We start from the raw sequence: 21,092 nt of genomic DNA, 5'->3' as shown, positions 1-21,092 counted from the left end.
TTGCTCGCTGCAACCGACCAACACCAGCAGCACTGCAAGGGATATCAGGGTATTCTTCATTCTAGTCTCCTTGGCAAGCTGTTTAATTATTGAATAGAAAGGGTGTGGCGTGCAGATTGCCAGGGCAATTTGATATAGAGCTTTTGCTTCTCAAGATCTTGCCATACCCCTTGCGGCATACCCTGCCACTGCTCTTGGTTTTTTGCCAAAGGCAAGCTCTTGCCTGCCAAGCTGACTGCTTTTAGCGGCTGCGCATAGTGATGCACCACCAGTTCCAGCTGACGGGCCTTGGGCATTCCCGGGTATTGGTATGCCTCGCGATTAAACTCCATCATCAATTCTTTGCCATTGCCTTTGGCGCTAAAGTGCAACAGTTCATATTGCTTGTTGGAGACCGCATCAAAGGATTTGCCGTCATCGTCATACATCAGCCCCTTGGCCGACGCCACAGAGGGATGGTGGTAATAATGCAATTGCAGCGTTTCGCTGGAATAGTCTTTGCTACTCTGCACGGGGGCCACCATCGGAATAAAGGACCCGGATCTGACCAGGACCGGTAAGGTCTCGAGAGTTGTTGGCTGAGTAACTGTTGTACCGCCCTGATATAGCTCGCCACTGAAGTAGTCGTACCAAACGCCCTCAGGCAACTGCACTTTCACTTCGCTAAGGCCAGGCTCAGTCACGGGGGTGACCAGAAAAGCATCGCCCCACAAGTAGCTGGTTTTGTTATCCATCAGCTCAAGGTTGTTGTCATCTTCGAAAAACAGCGGCCGCATCATCGGCAAGCCTTGCTGACTATTGAGATAGCTTAGGGTGTAGTTGTAGGGCAAAAGCGCATAACGCAGCTTGATAAAGTCGCGCACAATGGCAAGTGTTTTGTCGTCATGGAAGATAGGCTCGGGGGCAATGTGCTCCTGTGCATGGGGACGATACACCGGCTGGAAAACACCGTATTGCAGCCAACGGGTGTAGAGCTCGGCGTCAAAAGTCTCACCACCGGCAAATCCACCGAGATCCGAATGGGTGTAGGCCAATCCCAGCAGGCCCATGGTCAGGCTTAGTTCCACCTGGGGTTTCAGGCCGCCCCACTCACGGCTGACATCACCGGTCCAGGGGATCATGCCAAAGCGCTGAGAGCCGGCAAAGCCCGAGCGCATCATGATAAACGGACGTTCGTTGGGCCTGGCTTTACGATGCTTCTCAAACACCATCTTGGCCCATTGATGGCCATAAGCATTGTGGATCTCATCGGCCATCACCTGAGTACCGTCATCCAGTTGATGCACCGTATCGGCGGGATGCACTTCCGGCTCGCCCAGATCGCCCCACCAGCCGCCTACACCTTGCCTGAGCAGCTTGTCATAGGTTTGCCAGAACCAGTCCCTGCCCTTGGGGTTAAATACATCAATCAGGCCGGTATTGCCGAAGTAGAAATCAAACCGCTTGGGCGCACCGGCCAGGTTTTGTGCCAGGGCATCGGCTTCCACCGCTTCCTGCCATTTACTGGAGGTGGTCAGCACAAAGGGTTCGGTAATGAGAATGGTGTTTACGCCCTGTTGCTTAAAATCGGCGATCATTTTTTCAGGCGTGGGAAAGGCCTCGTTGTCCCAATCCAGATTGCCCATATGGCCCTGGATATCTTTGCCAAACCAATAGAGATCCAGTACCACCGCGTCCAAGGGCACATCCTTGTCGGCAAAGGCTTTTACCACATCGCGGGTTTCGGATTCTGTACGATAGCCAAAGCGTGAGGCATAGTTTCCCAGCGCCCAACGCGGTGGCAAAGGCTGACGGCCGGTCATGGCGGTATAGTTGGCAAGAATGGCCGGATAATCTTCCCCGGCTGCAACCAAATAGCTGGTACGCCCGGCCAGGGCTTCAAACTGCAGCACATCCTTTTCATTGTGGCCCAGATCTAGATGGCCCGTGGCGGTGTTATCAAACACCAACAGGTATTTATTGCTGGAAAGCACTGCCGGCAGGCTGAAGTACATTTGCTCAGACTCGGTGGTATAGCCGTAATGGGCACGGTTGTATAACGGCAGCCGCTGGCCACGTCGGTCCATGCCCAGCACCCGTTGTCCGCCGCCGAGCAGCTTCTCTTTGGCATTTAATTTGAAACGAAAGCCGCGCAGGGTATCGCTGACGAAGAGTCCACTTTCCTCCGCCAACAACAGGTCACCGGCAAAATAATAGCTCAGGCGTAATGGTGCTTTTTCAATCCGGGCGCACAACAGTCCCTGACAGTACCTCAGCGCATCCCCTTTATCTTCGAGCACACCCTTACCTGCTTTTGCACTTGGATCGATGGCATAAGAGGGCAACTGTCTAACGCCTACAGGCTGATAGAACACTTCAAAGGCGCCCTGATAAGGCGTTATCCTCACTTTTGCGGCATCGGTCATCAGGTGCAACACACCATTATCTAATCGATAGCTCTGAAGCTCTGCAGCCTGAATCAGCGGTGTCAGCAGGGCGAATAGAAGGGCGAAAAACAACCTGGATAATTTCATAATGTCGCTCATTTACTTTCCATAAGGGGGGCGAATTTACTCTGCCGATAGGTCAATGATGATGGCGGATTTAGGTGCTACAGACAGTGCTTGTAAATCGACAGCCTGACCGCTTAATACGTCACGCCCTTTTCGCCGCTCACCTAACACCTCAGCATAGCGCTGTGGCGCAAAGTTCAGTGGCTTGTCGTCTTTGTTAAGCACCACCATCACCATTTGCTTATCGGTGTGACGGAAATACACATAATGCCCATCGCTTGGGGCAAAGTGAGTCAGCTTTCCACTATGTACCGCCGACGCCGTTTTACGCCAGTTTAAGAGCTTACGCATAAAGGCCTGAGCATCCTGCTGAGCAGTGGTTAATCCCTTACCGCTAAAGGCATTCACCTTGTCGCCTGGCCAACCACCGGGAAAATCAGTTCGAATAGCGCCATGGGCATCGGTACCCGGGTGGCTCATCAGGATTTCAGTGCCATAGAAAAATTGCGGGGTGCCGCGGGTGGTGGCAAAGAGCACCATAGCCATTTTCCACAACGCCGGATCTTCATTAAGTTGGGTAAAGATACGGCTCATATCGTGATTGTCAGGCATGATAACCAAGGCGTAAGGATCGCCGTATACAAAATCATTGGCCAGTACCTGATAAATTTGTCGCAGTCCCAGGGCCCAGGTTTCAGGATTTTTCAATCCCTCAACCACCGCAACTTGCAGTGGGAAATCAAACAGGCTGGGCAATGCGGATTGGTAATCATCATGACGTGCAGTGCCGCGCTGCCAATACGCCACAATGGCAGGGTTCATGCTCCACTCCTCGCCGACCATGCCTAGCTTTGGGTATTCCACCATCAGGCGTTCCGTGTACTGGCTTAAGAACTCTTTGTCCGAATACGAGTAGGTATCCAAACGAATGCCCGACAGAGTGGCTTCTTCCACCCACCAAATGCTGTTTTGAATCAGATAGTTGGCCACAAAAGGATGGCGCTGATTCAGATCCGGCATAGTGGGTACAAACCAACCGTCGCTAAAACCCAGCCGGTCAGTTTGAGTACCATGGGGGTCGTGCAAGGCTTCCCTGCGGTGATTGGTCTCCTGATAACGATCGACATGGTTAAGCCAATCCTGACTGGGCAAATCCGCCATCCACCAATGTTGACTACCAATATGATTAAGGATGACGTCTTTGATCAAGCCCATGCCTTTAGCGCGGGCCTTTTCTGAAAGCTGCAGGTAGTCCTGATGGCTGCCAAAGCGAGGATCGATAGCGTAGTAATCTGTGGTGGAGTAACCATGATAGGAGGTTCGGTCCATGGCATTGTCCAACAGCGGGTTAATCCAAAGTTGGGTCACGCCAAGCGCTTGAAGGTAGTCCAGGTGCTCGATGATGCCGCGGATATCACCACCATGACGGCCATCCGGCTCATTTCTGTTAAGCCTATCCTGATAACCAGCAACATTGTCATTTGTTGGATCGCCATTGGCAAAGCGATCCGGGGTAATTAAATAAATACTGTCGGCCGGTCCAAAGCCCTGACGCATGGCCGAGCCAGGCTGCCGGGCTTTTAACTGATAAGGCTGGGACAGTTTGAGCGTATCTTCCTGATAAAAGCCAAGGCTAAGCACGCCAGATTTGGTCTCAGGGGCAATATTCAGGTCAATAAATAGGTAGTTGGGATTTTCTACCCTGTGGACTTGCTCAATACTGACTCCGGGGTACGTCAGTTTGGGTGTTAAGCCGGCAATATCCTCGCCATGCACCATCAATTGCAACTTGGGCGATTGCATTCCCACCCACCAATGCAGGGGTTCAAGATGCTCAATGGATGAAGCGGATAATCGTGTCGATAACAGCGATAGAACGACCAAAAATAGTGCGATGGATGATCTCATGGCAGTAGAGTTAGTTATTGTCGTTAATGACGACGAAATGGTAGTGTCATGATAAAGCCAGGGGAGTAAGCAGGCAGCCAACTGCATACGTATTCATTACAAATTAGTAACAAATGCGGCTTTGTCGATAGCTTTTCTTTTTTACATCAGGTGTTTGCAAAATGCCGACCATATCAGAGATACGCCAGTGACCAGGATGATTCTGTTACTGCTGCTGTGGGCTTTCAGCATCGCTGTTTTTGCCGCTTCCTTTAAGCTACCCGAGGCAGAGCAAAGCCCTGCTACCTGGGTGATCTACCATGGCACAGAACGTCTTGATTACACCACCGAACTTTTGCAGCTGGCACTGTCTTACATCCCGCACAAACACTACAAAGTGAGAGGCTCCGGAGCGTATTTACCCAAAGAACGGGCTATCGATGAATTGGGCCATGGACTGGATGTCCTCACTGGGACTTGCTTAAAAGAACGGGCAGAAAAAGCGATGCCCGTTCATTTTCCTATTTTCAAAGGCGCAAATGGTCTGCGCATTGCCTTGGTACACAAATCACAGCCAGACAAACTTAAAGGAAGATTCAATATCCGCGATCTGCAAACACTACATGGTGGACAGGTACATAGCTGGAGTGACACCAAAATTTTGCGCAGTAATGGCCTCAGAATTTTCGACGGTAGCGATTACGAAGGGCTCTATCTGATGCTTGATAAACAAAGATTGGACTATTTTCCCCGCTCTATCCTGGAAATTGAAAATGATTTGGCACAGCATTCCACCCTTGATTTAGCCATCGATAGCCACCTTCTGCTTCAGTATCCCAGCGCATTCTACTTTTTTGTCAGTAAAGATAACCCTGAGCTTGCACAAGATCTCTTGAAAGGTCTCGAAGCAGCCCGCGTCGATGGCCGATTCGACGCACTGTTCAAACAGTATTATGGCGACTTGTTGACCCGCTTTGGCTTATCACAGCGTGTCCATATCCCTTTGTACAACCCGCTGCTGTGCGACGGCGTGCCATGGGACAGAGAAGAGCTTTGGTTGTTCCAGCCTGGTATTCTAAAAAATCTGGCCTCTGAAAAGCAAAACGCCGGTTCAGTGAACTGAATCGGCGTCTGAGAGTTATTTCACAGCGCTTTAGAAACGATAACGAGCGCCAATCATGGCCACCAGCGGATCGATTTTCACATCAATGGCCTGCACATTGGTGCCATTGACACGAACCTCGGCATCGCTGTCGATATCTGCCCACATGACCATGGCGTGCACGCCCCAGGTATTGTTGATGCGGTAGTTGAAACCGGCTTGAGCGGCGAGGCCAAATGAGTCATCCAAGTGCAGGCTGACATCATCAGAGGTGGTGGCGGCACCGGTAGCTACCAGGACATTCTTCAGGGCTGGGTCGATGTCTTCAGAGAAGAACAGGGTGTAGTTTAAACCCAAGCCCACAAAAGGACGAAATGCTGAATCCTGGCCCATAAAGTGGTATTGCGCCAACAGCGTAGGTGGCAGGTGCTTGGTTTCACCCACGGCCAGGCCATTTACCGCACCTACTGTGCTATTCAGGCTTATGTCATGGCTAAAAGGGGTGGCCGCAATCAATTCGATTGTCCAGTTGGCATCGATATCGTAATCAAAGGTCAGGCCCAGCTGGGTATTGGAATCCACCGCCAGCCTGGATGAGTTTTGCGGCAAACCTGCGACGGTTTCAACAACGTTCAGATAGCTGCTGCCATCATTGGGGGCCACATGGATGGCGCCCACATTGATGTGAAAATTGGCCTGGGCGGCGGAAGAAAGAAGCGCGGCAGTCAGGGCAGCGAGTGTAGTCAGTTTTTTCATGTTTTGTGCTCCAGTAAGGAATTGAATCTCTCTGGGGCGCATAGTGCCGCTATCCGGGACACAGAAAACTGACCGGGATCAAGGTTTTGCAGACATCCAGGTGGTTTGTCTGTAGGACAATGATCCCGATCAAGCTTTATTGCTATTAAAGGCAGCTTTAGCTGGTTTTTCCAAGGGCCTGGAGCTGCTGCATATGAGGTTTGAAGTTCATGGCACAGCCCTGGATATAGCGGCGGATGTCTTCCAGCTTGTATTGATTGGCCATTTCATTGCCCGGCTTTAACTGCTCCCGGGTAGGATAGATGCCCTTACCGGCCAACAGACAATTCCACGACACATTCGGGAAATAGGCATCCAGCTTCTGCCTTTCCAATTCATCAGTAATATTTTGACCCGCCATCCAACTCATTAAAATGGCACGCAGGGAAGGAGAAATCTTTTCATTGCTGCCATTGGCCAGCCAATAGTCGGTATCGGCTCTGGAGCTGATTCGATAGTGGCAGACAATATAGTCGCGCACGGCATCAAACCGGGCACTGATGCGGGTATTAAAGGCATTGCGCCCGGCATCGCTGTCACCCTGGTTATAAGCCTCGATAAAGCGCACCACGGTTTCCTGTACCATATCCAGTGCGGTGGCTTCCAAAGGCTCAATAAAGCCCTGGGAGAGTCCCACTGCCAGGCAGTTTTTGACCCAGTGATGCTGTACCCTGCCTACCTTGAATTTAAGACGCCGCGCCGCAACATCGCTGTCCAGCAAACCCAGGTGGGCGCGGAACTCGGTTTCGGCCTGGTCATCATCCACAAAGCGGGAGCTGTACACATAACCGTTGCCCACCCTGTTGGTCAGGGGAATACGCCAGGCCCAGCCATATTTAAGGGCTGTGGAGACCGTGTGCGGAGCAATATCCTCATCCGCATCGGTGGCAAACACCACCGCAGAATCATTAAACAGGCTTTCGGCAAAACTGATAAAGGGCTCTTTTAAGGCCTGCTGGATCAGCTGGCCCTTAAAGCCGCTGGCATCCACAAAAAGGTCCCCCTCAATGCGTTGTCCCTCGCCGGTAAGCAAATAAGCGATATTGCCCTGTTGGTCCAATACCACCTCGCTGACCGTGGCGGAGATATACTGCACGCCCTTCTTGGCCGCATGCCTGGCCAGAAACTGCCCCAGCAAACCGGAGTCGAAGTGATAGCCATAATTGATTTCAAAGGGGAAATTGGGCGGCGCCACCGGCGCCAGTTTCTGTTTGATCATTTCCGTCGTCAAAAAGAAATGATCCGGATGCCCTTCCAGATCCAGCCCCTTGCGACGTAAGAAGCTGTTGTGGAAAAAGGCCGGCACCGAGAAATGATCCGGCTGGCATAAAAAGGGGTGTACGTACTGGGTAAAACCGGGTTTGACTGACCAGTCCTTAAAAGTAATACCCACCTTATAGGTAGCGTTACACTCTGGCATCCACTCGGACTCGCTCACCCCTATGGTGTCCATAAAACCTTTTAGCGGCGGGGTCGAGCCTTCACCGACGCCGATAATGCCGATATCAGGTGACTCCACCAGGCTGATCTCAAAGCCTTTGTCGCCCCAATGGGTAGCCATCAGGTTGGCCGCTATCCAACCGGCTGTACCGCCACCGAGGATCACTACCCGCTTTTTACTGCTATTCATGACACTATACCCTGCTACCTGTCGAAACCCTGCCGACCAGCTAAACGAAAAATCGTCCGGCGGGCAATACCCGCCGGACGACTTCAGTAAAGACCGATAATAATGGCTTGCATGCCAATCTATCAGTACTTGTAGTTCAGACCCAGATAGAACTGGCGACCAAACTCGGTGTACTCACCCAGCTGACCGGGCTGGTTGTATTCCACCACATTGGCCTCATCGGTAAGGTTATGTACCGAGAACACAATGTCAAAGCCGTTTTCAAAGGCATAAGAGGCCTGGGCATCCACCGTGGTGTATTCCTGAGACAGTACCGGCGTCGAACTGCCCGGAATTGGCAGGTTCAACACAAACTCGTCACGATAACGTACGTTGACATGGGTGCTGAAATTGCCGATATCCCAGAATACCGTGGTACTCCACACGTTTTCCGACAAACCAGGCAGGGGCTGATTGGTACCGAACAGGTTACCACCGCTGATCTCGGTCTCACTCTCGGTGTAGGAGTAGCTGGCGCTTAGGCCAAGCCCTGCGAACACACCGGGTAGATTGGTGAAGGTCTTGGTACCCGCCAGTTCGATACCGCGGATATAGCCGCCCTTATCGTTATTAACGAAGGTTTCAAAGGCGCCCGCCACCTGACCTTCGGGAATATCGATACCCAGGTTGTCAAAGAAAGCCTGACCGGTCTGGTCGGGACCAAAGAACTGCTTTTCCACCAGACTTTCAATATCTTTCCAGAACAAGGCAACGGTAACGGCGCCTTCCTCTTCGAAATAGTGTTCATAAGACAGATCGAACTGAGTGGCGCGGAACGGATCCAGATAAGGAGAGCCCTTGGTCCAGACGTTATATTCGGTCTGGCCATCGTTATTCATGCTGTTCCAGGAGCCGGCGCCGCCTTTTAACTGGCCAACGGGAGGACGTCCCATCACCTTGGCTGCAGCCAGGCGCAGTACATCGTTGTCAGTCAGTTGGAAATTCAGGTTTAAGGATGGCAGGGTATCCGAGTACTCGGGACCATAGGAGACATAGTCATAGTTATCCTGTGTCACACCAACGCCGTCGGTGATAGAAGTACCGTTACCGGCGCCGACATTCTGCACACCGCTGGACTTCACATCGGTCTTCACATAGCGCACGCCGACATTACCCGTAACCAGCACATCACCCAGTTCGGTTTCCAGATTGGCCATCAGATAATAGGCATCAACCTTTTCTTCCAGTAAGCCGGACTCAACAAAGGTCCAGTCGCGGCTGAATACTTTCTTGCCTTCGTAATTACCGGCGCCGAAGATACTGGTAGCCAGGCCGTCAAAGTCGGTCACCACCAGGTGGTCTGGTACACCGGGGGTCGATTCCACGGTAACAAAACCGGCCAGGGATTGGGGCATACAATCGATATCAGACAGATTGTCGGCACAGTAGCCGTTGAACTGGCCGTCACGGGCGCCATACAGGAAAGTACCACGGTCGGCGTTGAATTCGCGCTTGGATACCCTGGCGCCGGCCTCAAAGGAGGTGATCATGCCAAGCTCCACATACTTGCGATAGTCGACCTTGAAGCTGGTAACCTCATCGGTATACAGGTGAGGGTATTCCTCATAGCGGGACATCTGCATTTGTTCCACATCGGTAAAATCCACGCCACCAAAGCTGGCAGTGGGGATGCCGCTGCCATTGCCCACATAGGTAAAGGATTGGCCTGCCGCTTCCTGCCAGGTGGTCAGGGTATCGCCGGTGTAGGTCAGATCATAGGCATGCATGGAAACAATACGGTCTTTACGGGTCTTGGTGCCTTCACTACGGGCGATATCCACCGTCAGTTTCTGGGTCTCATCAATATGCCATTCCAGGTTCAGACCAAAGCTATCGGTTTCTGCCTGGGTGGACTGATCTTCACTGCGGGACTCAAACCAGGGACTGGAGTCAAACGTGGTGTTGGGATCGGTCAGCGACACAGTGGCGCCGGTTACCGCGCCATCAACCGTTGTAGTATTACTGAGGTCAAAGGTGTTGGCATTTTGCAGACCACCCACGGTAATACCGTGGCGAATGTCTTCCCTATCAAAGTCGGAACGGAAATAGTCGAACTGGGCAGTAAAGTTTTCATTTGGCTGATAGACCAGACTGGCCAGGTAGCCATTACGCTCATCATTACCGGTACCCGCTTGCCATTGGAATGCACGGGCACGACCGTCTCCGTAACCAATCTGGCTATCGGCGCCGGCGCGGGCCTTAATGAAACTATTGGGCTGGCTCAGATGGGAATAGCCCAGGGCCAAACCCAGGGTATCTTCAAGGAACTTGCCGGTATATGACAGGGTCAGACGCTCACCGAACTCATCGGCACCCACATCGGAAGCGGCATCATTGTAGGACGCCCTGACACTGGCGTTAAAGTTATGCTCTTTCTCGCCTTTTAACGGGTTAACGGTTTTCAGTTCAACCAGACCGGCCACACCGCCTTCAATATGAGAGGCCTTGGGCGACTTATATACCGCGGCTTCGGTAATCAGCTCGGCAGGGTACTGATCAAATGCCATCCAGCGGGTGCTTTCGGTATAGCCCGAGGTGGAAGCCTGCTCACGACCATTCAGGGTGGTTTGAATAAAGTCACCGTTCATACCGCGAATATTGAGCTGTGAAGACTGACCGTTTTCACGCACCGTAGTAACGCCGGCTACCCGGCCAAGGGCATCGGCGATTGAAGGGTCAGGGAGAACCCCCAAATCGCCGCCACCAACGAAATCACCCACCACATCAGAGTTTTTCTTCGCATCAAGCGCACTCAGGATACTTACGCGTACCCCGGACACGGCAATGACTTCAACGTCTTTGTCAGGGGTCGCTTGCGCGTTGCCTTGCTCTTGTGCAAGCGCTGCATTACTTAAAGCCATACCACCGGCAAAAAGCGCAGAGGTAATCAGATTCGGTTTGAATGTTTTCATGCCTGTGTCCTGAGTTACGGGTCTATATTGTTGTTTGCCCTCTGATGGGGCGTGCGGTCACAAATACTGCAAAATGTGTCCAATTTGTTGCCATGAATAGTACCGCCAGGCTTGAAAGGGGCACAACTGACTGCATACGTATTCATAGCTTAAGCACTACATTTTATTAACATCAGCCCTTCAGCATGCAGAGCGATACTCCGCTCCGCACATCCATGTATCTTATTGTTTTTTAATGATAATCCCCTGGTTCTTGCAATGTCACCCCAACGCCATAGGCACCTTGCTAACGTTGTAAATTTACAAGGTAAAAACAATGTGAATGCCAAATGTGAGTAAATGCGAGTCAATATGGCACTGAATTACGTTGCCAATTACAAAAAAATCTGCACCAGATTGGTGCTTTGAACCATGCTTAGTCGCAAAAAAAACGCTGCCGAAGCAGCGTTTTTTCCATGAGCCTCTATCAGGGCACCGGCGTCACCGATACCGTTGGTGCAGAAGCACTAGGGCCTTTGACAGTAAAGCGATAGGTACCGGCATTCGTTACCTCAATTCTTAGATTGTCGTTGGAGCCTCCAAGCACTTTGGCTTGACCTATCACAACGTCACTGGTGCCGCCTGGTGGTACACCAAGGTTGACCGTCGCCCAATCTTCGGAGGCTACTTTAAACTCGTGCACACCGGCGCTTAGGGCAATATCAACGCTATAGGTCGCCTTACCCTGGAAGACCAGTGCATCCACTGCGCCCCAGCCATTCATGCCACCTCGGATATAGACCACCGTATCGCCAAACATCCGGCTCTTGTTCACCGTCAAAGTCGGCGCATCCAAATTACTGGCATCAAAAGCGAAGTAGTATTGCGTGCTATCACCGAAGTTCATGCCGATATTAGGGCCGCTGCGGCTAAGGTCGATCTCGTCACCCAGACTGAAGGGACCGTTGGCGGCACCAAAGTCGACCGTGGACCAATCTGCACTGGCCACTTTGAACTCATAGTTACCGGCGGTGACATCGATTTCGGCGCTATACAGTCCTGCTCCATCGTAGCTCATCGGATTGTCCGTACCCCAGCCGTTAAGGCTTCCGCGCACGTAGACTGTGGTGCCGGGGAAAGGCTCCTCGTTACGCACCCTAAGCACTGGTGCATCGGGGTTGCTGGCATCAAGGATAAACAGATAAGTAGCATCTATCGCAGGGGCAAATTTAAGATTGGCGCCGCTACGGCCCAATACTTTTTCTTCACCTTCGTTGACCTGTACCGTATCGCCACCGAGGGCGCCAAAGTCTACGGTCGACCAGTCGGCACTGGCAATCTTAAACTCAATTTCTGCGCCGCCAGTTAAGGCGATAGCACGTTGATAAACGCCATTGCCCTGATAGCTCATGGGGTCGTTTTCACTCCAGCCGTTCAGGCTGCCGCGCACATAAACCGTGGTGCTGCCATAAGGCACCACATCCGGCGCACCGGCGGTGGCATAGGCCGACAGACCTTCTCCCTGAGCACCGCTTTGAGTTTTGACAAAGACCGCTGTGGTATAGGCTGGCACGCTAAAAGTGCCCTCGCCTTCGCCTTGGGAGAAGCCGGCTTCCTGCACCAATGCATCGACGGAGTTTTGCTGAGCGCTATGCAGACTAAAGCCAGTGGCGGTGCGCACCGTATGGGACTGTTCACTAGCTGTACCGTTGATCACCACCACCAGGGCGTCATGCATGGGGTCGAGGTCGGGCAAGCCCAAACCATCGTCGATACTCATAACAATCAGACCGGGAGTCTGGTTTTTACCGATATTGTGGAAACCCACGCGATCGATAATGTCCTGCCCTGAGGTCAGGCGGAACAATTTACTGGTGGAGCGGATCTTCAGGAACTCCTGGAAGACGCTAGCAGCAAAACCGATATCGCTGGGCCCGGCGTCACGCTGGGGATTGTAGATAAAGCCCCCCATCTCGGCCCAGCGGCCCTGGTTTTTGTCGGCCAGGGGCAGACCTACATTCCAGTTGTTATGCTGGTAGGTAAAATCCACCCGGTTAAACCAGTCGCCAGAGTCATAGGCATCGCGGTCCATGGATTTGGAGCGCAGCAAATCTCCGCCTAACTGCAGGAAGGGAATGCCCTGCGACATCAAAGGAATACTGGCAGCAATATTTTGCACCCGCACCCGCTGATTCAGATTCAGACTTTGTGGCAACACGTACTGCAGCTGATCCCAAAGCGTCTCATTATCATGCTTGGAGACATAGTTAATGATATCGGCGGGATCTTCGGCGTAACCACCGAGCACACTGGTGCTGGCATCAATGCCATTAAAGTCTTTAAGGACATAGTTTTTCAGGGTACCGGCCAAGCCCATTTTCAGGCGGTCCTGGTCGCGCATATTGCTATTGGTGCCGCTGAAAAATGCGCCCTGACGCACCGCTTCACGCAGCCTGTCATTAAAGGTGGCGATTTCTGTACCGGCCATATTCGGCTGATTAGCCTGCTCAAAACCCCGATCTGTGCGGGTCCAGCCTTCACCATAAAAGTAGTTGTCGGCATCCACGGCCTGCACCGCTTCACGCAGGGCAAGCATCGTTTCCTTGCTGGCATGACTCATAATATCGAAACGGAAACCGTCAAACTTATATTGCTCGGTCCAGGTCAGCAGAGAGTCCTGCATCAGCTTTTCCATCATTCGATGGCGTGGCTCGGTATCATCACAGCAAGTTTCGCGCAAGATCCCACCGCTGTTGAGATCGTAGCGGTGGTAATAGCCGGGCACGACTTTATCCAGCACCGACTTGTCATTCAGACCCGAAGCATTGGTGTGGTTATAAACCACATCCTGCACCACTCGAAGGCCCATTTCATGCAAAGATTGGATCATGGCACGGGTTTCAAGGATGCGGGCGACGCCTTCTGCGTTAGAGGCATAGCTGCCTTCAGGCACGGTGTAGTGATGCGGATCGTAACCCCAGTTAAAGCGGTCCACTCCACGCATATCCTCTGCCAGTTGCTGGGCCTTGGTGGGTTCAGTAAAGGGATCGTAGCTTTCAAACACCGACAACAAGGTGGCGCTTGGATTTTCCTCGCTACAGACCTGGGCCTGTCGGTTTAAACGGCAAAGCTCTTGTACCGTGCTGTTCAGATCCACCGATTTGCTGGGATCTTCATTGACCGTGGCCATATCGGCGCTAGGAAGCAGATGGAAGTGATTAAGGCCATTTTCCACCAGCATTTTAAGATGACTGACCGGCGCGCTGTCGGCTTCGGTAAAGGCCAGGTACTTGCCCCGGTTCTCAGTGCTGGTACTTTCATCCAGCCCGCTGAAATCGCGGATATGACCCTCATAGATAATGATGTCTTCAGGGTCGGCTACTGTCGGTACGGAATGACCCTCCCAGCCAGCGGGCTTAAGATCGGCATCCTCAAGATTAACAAACTGGCTGAACCGACCGTTGGTGGACAAGCTTAATGAGTAGGGGTCGGTCACTTCCAGGGTTTCCAATTTGGCGCTGACCGGATGATAAACACTCAGCTCAAAACGATAGTACTGCCTGTCCAGACTACTAGTGCCGGTATACGACCAAATGCCAGTCGCTTCGTTCAGACTCATAGCATGGCTGGCAGTGCGCGACTTGGCCGTATTATAGACATTCAGTTTCACCGATTGGGCGGTGGGCGCCCATACTGACACCTTGATCTGCCCATCGGCATAAACAGGACCTAACTCGGCTTCATCGGCATCGTTATCCCCAGCAGTATACAGTGCATCCAGCACCTTAGCGGTTTGCACAGCGGTGGCCTTGGAGAGGTTGCCATCCAAATCATAGGCCGCTGCCACTAATTGGGATTTCAGCAAAGACTTGGCCTGATTGCTATCCACATCCAGCTTATAGGCCGGCCAATTGGCCAGTTGCGGATGCTTAGCCTTAAGTGCATCACTAAGTTCGGTTTCCACCATGGTCAGGCTCTGACCGTTTAGGCCAGTGTCCACATCTACCTTCAAGTCAGCGGCAGCAGAATGATGCAACTTTAATTCGGAAATCAGATCGCGATTATCCAATTCCCACACCAAAATATCGGCCGTCAACCAATGGGCTGCGGCGCCGTCAATTTTCACCGGCTGCGGACCCAAAGACACAATAGGGAATTCAAATACCGAAGGGACGCCGGAGAAGGTGAAGTTCATCCTGGCAAAAGTGGGATCATCCTGCGACAGGGGCATTTTGAAATCTCCGCCGCCCATCTCTTTACCGGCGTCATCAGTGCCGATATGGATAATAAAGTTACCGCAAGCGCCTTCAGTACCGGCATAGCCAGGCTTGAGGTCCAGGATCCAGTAAGCACCATAATTTGGGTCGATACCATTATAGTTGCGGCCATTGGCCCAATCGGTATCGGCCTCCGAATAGGCGTTACAGGTATCATTACTCCAGGTATGCAGGCGATAGCCCTCGTAGGAGGAGTCATTGGTGCTGTTATCGGCACCCACGGCAGCGCGATTGTAGTACAGCACGGCCTGATCCGCGCCGGGAAAAAACACCGGATCTGGCGCATTAGGATCGGCCCCTACCACACAGGATTCATTGCGTGCATCGGGCACCGTAGGCGGATCGCACTGGATAGGTGGCGGCGGTACACAGCTGGTGCCGCTGGCATCGGGAATATTGGGCACATCACAGGTCAACAAGGTTTCGCCCGGTTCGACATCCGAGCCCCCGCAACCGGCCAAAACCAGCGCTGCGAGCATCAGCCCGGCCAGCGTTAGTGTCTTAGAGGAAGCAAACATATTGATACTCCGTTTTCTTATCTGGTTACAGGGAATAGGTCATGCCGAGATAGAACTGGCGGCCGAAATACTGGATGGTGCCGGTCTGAGCCTCGGTGCCGAAATAGCTTTTGGTCGGCTCATCGGTCAGGTTATTGACTTGGAACAGCACGCCCAGGTTTTCGTTGAACTGGTAGGAGGCCTGATAGTCGACCACGGTCTCCGCATCAAAATTGACCACCTGCTCATTGACCGCTACCTGCTTGGATACAAAGGCATCGCGATAGCGCACGCTGACACGAGTCTCAAAATCCTCGTACTCCCAGAACAAGGTTGTAGTCAGTACATTCTCCGACAGCCCCGGCAGGGTTTGGGTCACGCTGTTGCCACCTAGCGTGGTCTGTTGCTGGATTTCACTCTCGGTGTAGGAGTAGCTGGCATTGACGCCAAGCCCCGACCACAAGTCAGGCAGGAAAGAGAAGATATGGGTATAGGCCAGTTCCAGACCGCGGATATAGCCGCCTTTCTCATTATTCACTGCTGTGGTGTAAGCGCCGTTTTCGGTGGGCACTTGCACGCTCAGGCGCTCGCCCTGGTCATCGAAAACCGGATTTCCGTCTTCATCTGTTACCAGTACATTGATACTGGTCGGAACGGTGAAGCCATTACCGGCAAAATCGAAGGGATCCTCGGTAAATTCACTGATAAAGGATTGAATATCTTTGTAAAACAACGCGGCAATAAAGGCGCCGTCGGTGTCCTCAAAATACCGCTCATAGGAAATGTCGTATTGGTTAGCGTAAAACGGCCGCAAATAAGGGCTGTTGTTGCTGTTGCCGCTGATTTTGGCCGTTGGCGCCGACAGGATAATATTGCCGGTATCCTGATCTTGGGTGGCAAAGACTTCATCTACCCGCACTGTGGCATTAGCAAACAACCGGTTAATGGGTGCACGGCCCATAACTTTTGCAGCAGCAAAGCGGATTTGATCCTGATCGGTGAGTTTAAAGTTCAGGTTCAAAGACGGCAGATAGTCGGTGTATTTGTCGGTTAACAGGGCCGGGCGGAAAAAGTCATTGACCAGGCCGGCATCATCGGTGATGTACTGGGCGCCATTTAACGGATTGCCGCGGGTATCAATCACTTCGCCGGTAATGGGGTCGATAATGTCTTCCGAGACATCCTGCAACACGGTAGAGGATTGCTCAGACTCCACCCGGCGGATACCAATATTACCGGTCACCGGCAAGCCAAACAGCTCAGTATCGATATTGGCCATCAGATAGGCAGAGAGCACTTCTTCATATACCGAACCGCTTTCCAGCATCGACCAGGCGGTATTGGGACCGCTGCCTGGACCATTGAGCACACCGGGATGACCGGTGCCCCAGGTTTTCACCGGCTGCGGGATACCATTAGGGAACCAGGCATTCAGCGCTTTATTGAGGTCGATGGCCAGGTAGCTGGGGAAGTAGGCAAAATCCCCTGCCCAATTGACCACCTGAACCATATCCTCCGTCAGTTTCAGCGGCGGCTGACTGCCGGGGAAAGAGGAATCGCTACCAAATTCAAACACCGAACGGTCATTACTGTATTCCCGGTCAGAATAGCGGATCCCCGCCTCTATGGAGGAGAAAAACGCGTTATCCAGCGCATACTTACCATCCAGGCGATAGGCAATCAGCTCATCATCGTTTTCATAGGGATAGATGCCGTACTTACTGACCAGAACTCTGTCCAAATCGGTAAAGGCATCGGCCTGGCTAAAGCCTAAATCCGGCAGATCCAGGCCATTCAGCAAGTAGCTAATGGAGATATTTTCATCCAGCCTGGGATTAGCGGCATTGGCGTCTTCGGATACCAATGACCACAACAGGCCGTTACGGAAGTTACTCTTGGCAATGGATTGGGAGACATCGAAAGACAGCGACAGGTCATCATTGACCTGCCAGTTGGCGTTAATGCCAAAGCTCTTGACCTCGTCAAAGTCCTGGTTGTCATCATTAACCAGTTCCACCCGGGTGAAGCTTTGTGACGTGCGGTTAAAGGTACCGCCGATTACCGCGTCATTGACCAGTACCGGATTCCCGACTGCGGCGGAACTGCCACCCAGCTTAACCCGGAAGCCGCGGGCGAACTCCTCGGAATCAAACTTGGAGATAAAGGCATCGGCCTTCAGGGTGAAGTTATCCACCGGCGCCCATTCGATGGCAGCCACATAACCGTCGCGCGTTTCTTCGCCGCCCTTGTGCTGCATCTCAAAGCCTTCGCTTAAGAATTCATTGTCACCATCACCATCCAAATCTTTTTGGGCGTTATAGGCCAGACCGATAAACTGGGTGGAAACACTGGGCTGGAACAGCCTGGCATAGCCAAATGACAGCCCCAGGGTGTCGTCAAGGAACTTGCCCTGGTAGGAAAAACTCAAGCGATGGCCAAATTCCTCACCATCGGGAATATCATTGGCACTGTCGTTATACATGCCGCGCAGGTTCATATTGAAGGTATGTACCTTGTCATTACTCAGGGCGCTGGCGGTTTTCAGCTCCACAGTACCGGCCACCCCACCTTCAATCAGTGAGGCTTTGGGCGACTTATACACGGCGGCGGAGTTAATCAATTCTGAGGGGTATTGGTCGAATTCGATGCTACGACTGCCGCTGGTAGAAACCTGCTCGCGACCATTTAGGGTGGAAAACACAAAGTCACCGGACAAACCGCGGATGTTAATCTCCGCCGCCTGACCACCGGTACGTACCGCAGAAATACCCGGCAATCGGGTTAAAGCATCGGCCATGGAAACATCGGGCAAACCACCCAGATCATCGGCGGAAATTTGCTCGGAAACCGTATCGCCGAAACGCTTCTGGTTCAATGACTGGATCAGGCTGGTACTGAAGCCCTTGACCTCAATCACTTCCACAGCTTGTTCTTTTTTGTCTTCCCCGGATTCCTGCGCTTGCAGCCAAGGTGTGATAGACATTAGGCCCGCCGCTATCAGGCAACGACTGACAGGGTTTGGCCGAAAATTGGCTTTTACTCCAGTACGACCACTGGATCTGGCGTCAAACATGTTTTGCTACCCTTTTTGTGATGGTGCACCGCCGGTACCGCAAAACGGGCAATAAACCACCTATTGTTGGAATCAAAACATACTAGCCCTGGCTATGAGACAGGCTCAATGCATTGCATACGTATTCATTTACATCTTTAAGCATTTTGTTAACAGATTAATTACAAAATCTTTGTGAACTCCTTGGCACTGCTTTTCGAGTATAAGCCTCATTCTTGTTGCTCCTTATCTGAACTTTCCGTGCACATCGAGGAAACAAAAATGGCAATTGGCTGCTCAGCTTCATCAGCAAAGCTTAGTTTTTTTGTATTGCACAGGTATTCAACAGGCCACAGCGGAGCTTCTGTCCCCGGCCCAAAGCCCATTGGGACATCTTTTCTTTTTAATCCTTGTATTGAATACGTATGCAGGGTTTTTACACAGAGCGAATAGCTGACGTATCCTTCAGCCAACATTTTGTTTACATATTGATTGTTGGGGCATGTTCGCAGTATGAAAAAGGATCAATGGTGGCGCGGGGCGGCAATTTATCAAATTTATCCACGCAGCTTCCTGGACACTAACGCCGATGGTATCGGCGATCTGCCCGGCATTATCGAGAGGTTAGACTATGTAGCCAGTCTTGGCGTGGATGCCATCTGGATATCCCCGTTCTTTCGCTCGCCGATGAAAGACTTTGGCTACGATATCAGTGACTACCGGGACATCGATCCCATGTTCGGCAACCTGGACGATTTTGAACGTTTAGTGGAAAAAGCCGGTGCCTCGGGGTTAAAGATTATGATTGATCAGGTACTCAGCCATACCTCAGACCAACACCCCTGGTTTTTGCAAAGCCGCGAGAGCCGCAATAATGCAAAAGCGGACTGGTATGTGTGGGCTGATGCCAAACCCGATGGCTCGCCTCCAAACAATTGGCTATCCATCTTCGGTGGTAGCGCCTGGCAATGGGAGCCTCGTCGGGGACAGTATTACTTGCACAACTTTTTGACCAGTCAGCCGGATCTAAATTTCCATAACCGGCAAGTGCAGCAGGCAGCGCTGGATAATGTGGAATTCTGGTTGGAAAAGGGTGTTCACGGCTTGCGTCTGGACGCCATCAACTTTTGCTTTCATGACAAGCTACTGCGAGACAACCCAGCCAAGCCGGTCAGTGAACGTAAGGGCCGCGGCTTCAGCGAAGACAATCCTTACGCCTTTCAGTACCACTACTACAACAATACGCAGCCGGAAAATCTACCCTTTATTGAATCACTCAGAGCACTGATGGACAGGTATCCCGGCACCACGTCTTTAGGGGAGGTATCTTCTGAGGACAGTATCGCTACCCTGGCCGAATACACCAATGGAGAGCAGCGCCTGCACATGGGCTATAGCTTTGAATTACTGAGTAAAGAATTTTCAGCAAATTATATAAAGCAAACAGTAGAAGCTTCAGAAAAGGGCATGCCCGATGGTTGGCCCTGCTGGGCCATCAGCAATCATGACGTTACCCGCGCCGTCTCTCGTTGGGGAGATGACAGCTATAGCCCTGACTTTGCCAAGATGCTGCTGGCGATGGTGGCCTCTTTACGGGGCTCGGTGTGCTTTTATCAAGGCGAAGAGTTGGGGCTTCCCGAAGCCGAGGTGGACTTTGAGCACCTGCAGGACCCTTATGGCATTGCTTTTTGGCCAAATTTCAAAGGCCGTGATGGTTGTCGTACGCCTTTCCCTTGGCAGTCTGATGCCGTCAATGGCGGTTTCAGCACCCATAAACCCTGGCTACCTATGCCATCACAGCACCTGTCATATGCCCTCGACAAGCAGGAACATCAGGCCGATTCGGTGCTGAACAGCTTTCGCCGTTTTATGGCTTGGCGAAAAACACAGAGTGCCTTGGTTAAAGGCAGTATTCAATTTATTGACGCCCCTGAACCGGTATTGGCCTTTGTTCGCGAGTCAGGCGATCAGCGGTTACTGGTGTGTATCAATCTGGAGAAGGATAAGGTTGCTTTCGAGACAGCATTGACAAAGGGTGCAACAGCGCTATCTGAACATGGTTTGGCAAGCGGCACCCACTCTGGCAACACAATACAGCTACCAGGGTATGGCTATCAGGTTTTGTCCCTGAATCCTTAACTCAAAAACTAAAAAGGGAGCCAAGCTCCCTTCTTCATTTTCACTTATTCTTATTTTAACTGCTGTTCTGGCAGGATTGTTTCAATCTCATTTAACAGACTTTCCAGAGCCTGTTTTAAATCCCTTAAGGCTTGTTGATCTTTGGGTGCTTTAGCCAGATGCTCGCTTGCGCACTGTAATTTATCTTTAAGCACCAGAACGTTTTGATTGTCCATATCCATGATTTTATTCTATTTTTCGGACGCCAGTTAGTGTCTCAGGCTTATGCCATCGAACGCAATGGCATAGCTC

11 protein-coding genes are annotated in these 21,092 nt (G+C 51.9%); 2 read left to right on the top strand and 9 right to left on the bottom strand.

Going from position 1 to position 21,092, the window contains the following annotated elements; translation table 11 throughout:
• Positions 1-86: 86 nt before the first annotated feature.
• Positions 87-2,525, bottom strand: coding sequence for a TIM-barrel domain-containing protein (locus P2G88_RS12295; protein ID WP_275796372.1), 2,439 nt, complete (start codon positions 2,523-2,525; stop codon positions 87-89).
• 24 nt (positions 2,526-2,549) lie between these two features.
• Positions 2,550-4,400 (bottom strand): glycoside hydrolase family 13 protein, encoded by a 1,851-nt coding sequence (locus P2G88_RS12290; protein ID WP_275796370.1) that lies wholly within the window; start codon positions 4,398-4,400, stop codon positions 2,550-2,552.
• 187 nt (positions 4,401-4,587) lie between these two features.
• On the opposite strand from P2G88_RS12290, the gene P2G88_RS12285 reads away from it, so the two are divergent.
• Positions 4,588-5,502, top strand: a complete 915-nt coding sequence (locus P2G88_RS12285) for a hypothetical protein (RefSeq protein ID WP_275796368.1) — start codon at positions 4,588-4,590, stop codon at positions 5,500-5,502.
• Positions 5,503-5,532: 30 nt separating this feature from the next.
• Here the strand turns inward: P2G88_RS12285 and P2G88_RS12280 are convergent, their stop codons facing one another.
• The 6 genes from P2G88_RS12280 to P2G88_RS12255 all read right to left on the bottom strand — a co-directional run bounded on the left by P2G88_RS12280 (position 5,533) and on the right by P2G88_RS12255 (position 19,138).
• Positions 5,533-6,237 (bottom strand): OmpW family outer membrane protein, encoded by a 705-nt coding sequence (locus P2G88_RS12280; RefSeq protein WP_275796366.1) that lies wholly within the window; start codon positions 6,235-6,237, stop codon positions 5,533-5,535.
• Positions 6,238-6,394: 157 nt separating this feature from the next.
• Positions 6,395-7,906 (bottom strand): tryptophan halogenase family protein, encoded by a 1,512-nt coding sequence (locus P2G88_RS12275; RefSeq protein ID WP_275796364.1) that lies wholly within the window; start codon positions 7,904-7,906, stop codon positions 6,395-6,397.
• A gap of 122 nt (positions 7,907-8,028) precedes the next feature.
• Entirely contained in the window at positions 8,029-10,857 is a 2,829-nt protein-coding gene (locus P2G88_RS12270) for a TonB-dependent receptor (RefSeq protein ID WP_275796362.1), read from the bottom strand.
• 466 nt (positions 10,858-11,323) lie between these two features.
• Complete coding sequence (pulA, locus tag P2G88_RS12265) at positions 11,324-15,631, bottom strand: pullulanase-type alpha-1,6-glucosidase (RefSeq protein WP_275796361.1); 4,308 nt, start codon at positions 15,629-15,631, stop codon at positions 11,324-11,326.
• A gap of 25 nt (positions 15,632-15,656) precedes the next feature.
• Entirely contained in the window at positions 15,657-18,593 is a 2,937-nt protein-coding gene (locus P2G88_RS12260; RefSeq protein WP_275796384.1) for a TonB-dependent receptor, read from the bottom strand.
• Positions 18,594-18,892: 299 nt separating this feature from the next.
• Complete coding sequence (locus tag P2G88_RS12255; protein WP_275796359.1) at positions 18,893-19,138, bottom strand: hypothetical protein; 246 nt, start codon at positions 19,136-19,138, stop codon at positions 18,893-18,895.
• A 37-nt stretch (positions 19,139-19,175) separates the two neighbouring features.
• Here P2G88_RS12255 and P2G88_RS12250 point away from each other — a divergent pair, with 37 nt between their 5' ends.
• On the top strand, positions 19,176-20,801 hold the full coding sequence (locus P2G88_RS12250) for an alpha-glucosidase family protein (RefSeq protein ID WP_275796357.1): 1,626 nt from the start codon (positions 19,176-19,178) through the stop codon (positions 20,799-20,801).
• Positions 20,802-20,851: 50 nt separating this feature from the next.
• Here P2G88_RS12250 and P2G88_RS12245 read toward each other — a convergent pair whose 3' ends face one another.
• Positions 20,852-21,022 (bottom strand): hypothetical protein, encoded by a 171-nt coding sequence (locus P2G88_RS12245; RefSeq protein ID WP_275796355.1) that lies wholly within the window; start codon positions 21,020-21,022, stop codon positions 20,852-20,854.
• Between the last annotated feature and the right edge of the window lie 70 nt (positions 21,023-21,092).

It is taken from the genome of Aliiglaciecola sp. CAU 1673 (assembly GCF_029223185.1).
Lineage (GTDB): Bacteria > Pseudomonadota > Gammaproteobacteria > Enterobacterales > Alteromonadaceae > Bowmanella.
Note: the sequence above shows the minus strand (reverse complement) of the source record. Positions and strands in the feature narration are given on the sequence as shown.

Bases quoted from the DNA above. Each gene is read 5' to 3' on its own strand.
- P2G88_RS12295 (WP_275796372.1), bottom strand. From the start codon at position 2,525: ATGAGCGACATTATGAAATTATCCAGGTTGTTTTTCGCCCTTCTATTC.
- P2G88_RS12290 (WP_275796370.1), bottom strand. From the start codon at position 4,400: ATGAGATCATCCATCGCACTATTTTTGGTCGTTCTATCGCTGTTATCG.
- P2G88_RS12280 (WP_275796366.1), bottom strand. From the start codon at position 6,237: ATGAAAAAACTGACTACACTCGCTGCCCTGACTGCCGCGCTTCTTTCT.
- P2G88_RS12275 (WP_275796364.1), bottom strand. From the start codon at position 7,906: ATGAATAGCAGTAAAAAGCGGGTAGTGATCCTCGGTGGCGGTACAGCC.
- P2G88_RS12270 (WP_275796362.1), bottom strand. From the start codon at position 10,857: ATGAAAACATTCAAACCGAATCTGATTACCTCTGCGCTTTTTGCCGGT.
- pulA (WP_275796361.1), bottom strand. From the start codon at position 15,631: ATGTTTGCTTCCTCTAAGACACTAACGCTGGCCGGGCTGATGCTCGCA.
- P2G88_RS12260 (WP_275796384.1), bottom strand. From the start codon at position 18,593: ATGTCTATCACACCTTGGCTGCAAGCGCAGGAATCCGGGGAAGACAAA.
- P2G88_RS12255 (WP_275796359.1), bottom strand. From the start codon at position 19,138: ATGTTGGCTGAAGGATACGTCAGCTATTCGCTCTGTGTAAAAACCCTG.
- P2G88_RS12250 (WP_275796357.1), top strand. From the start codon at position 19,176: ATGAAAAAGGATCAATGGTGGCGCGGGGCGGCAATTTATCAAATTTAT.
- P2G88_RS12245 (WP_275796355.1), bottom strand. From the start codon at position 21,022: ATGGATATGGACAATCAAAACGTTCTGGTGCTTAAAGATAAATTACAG.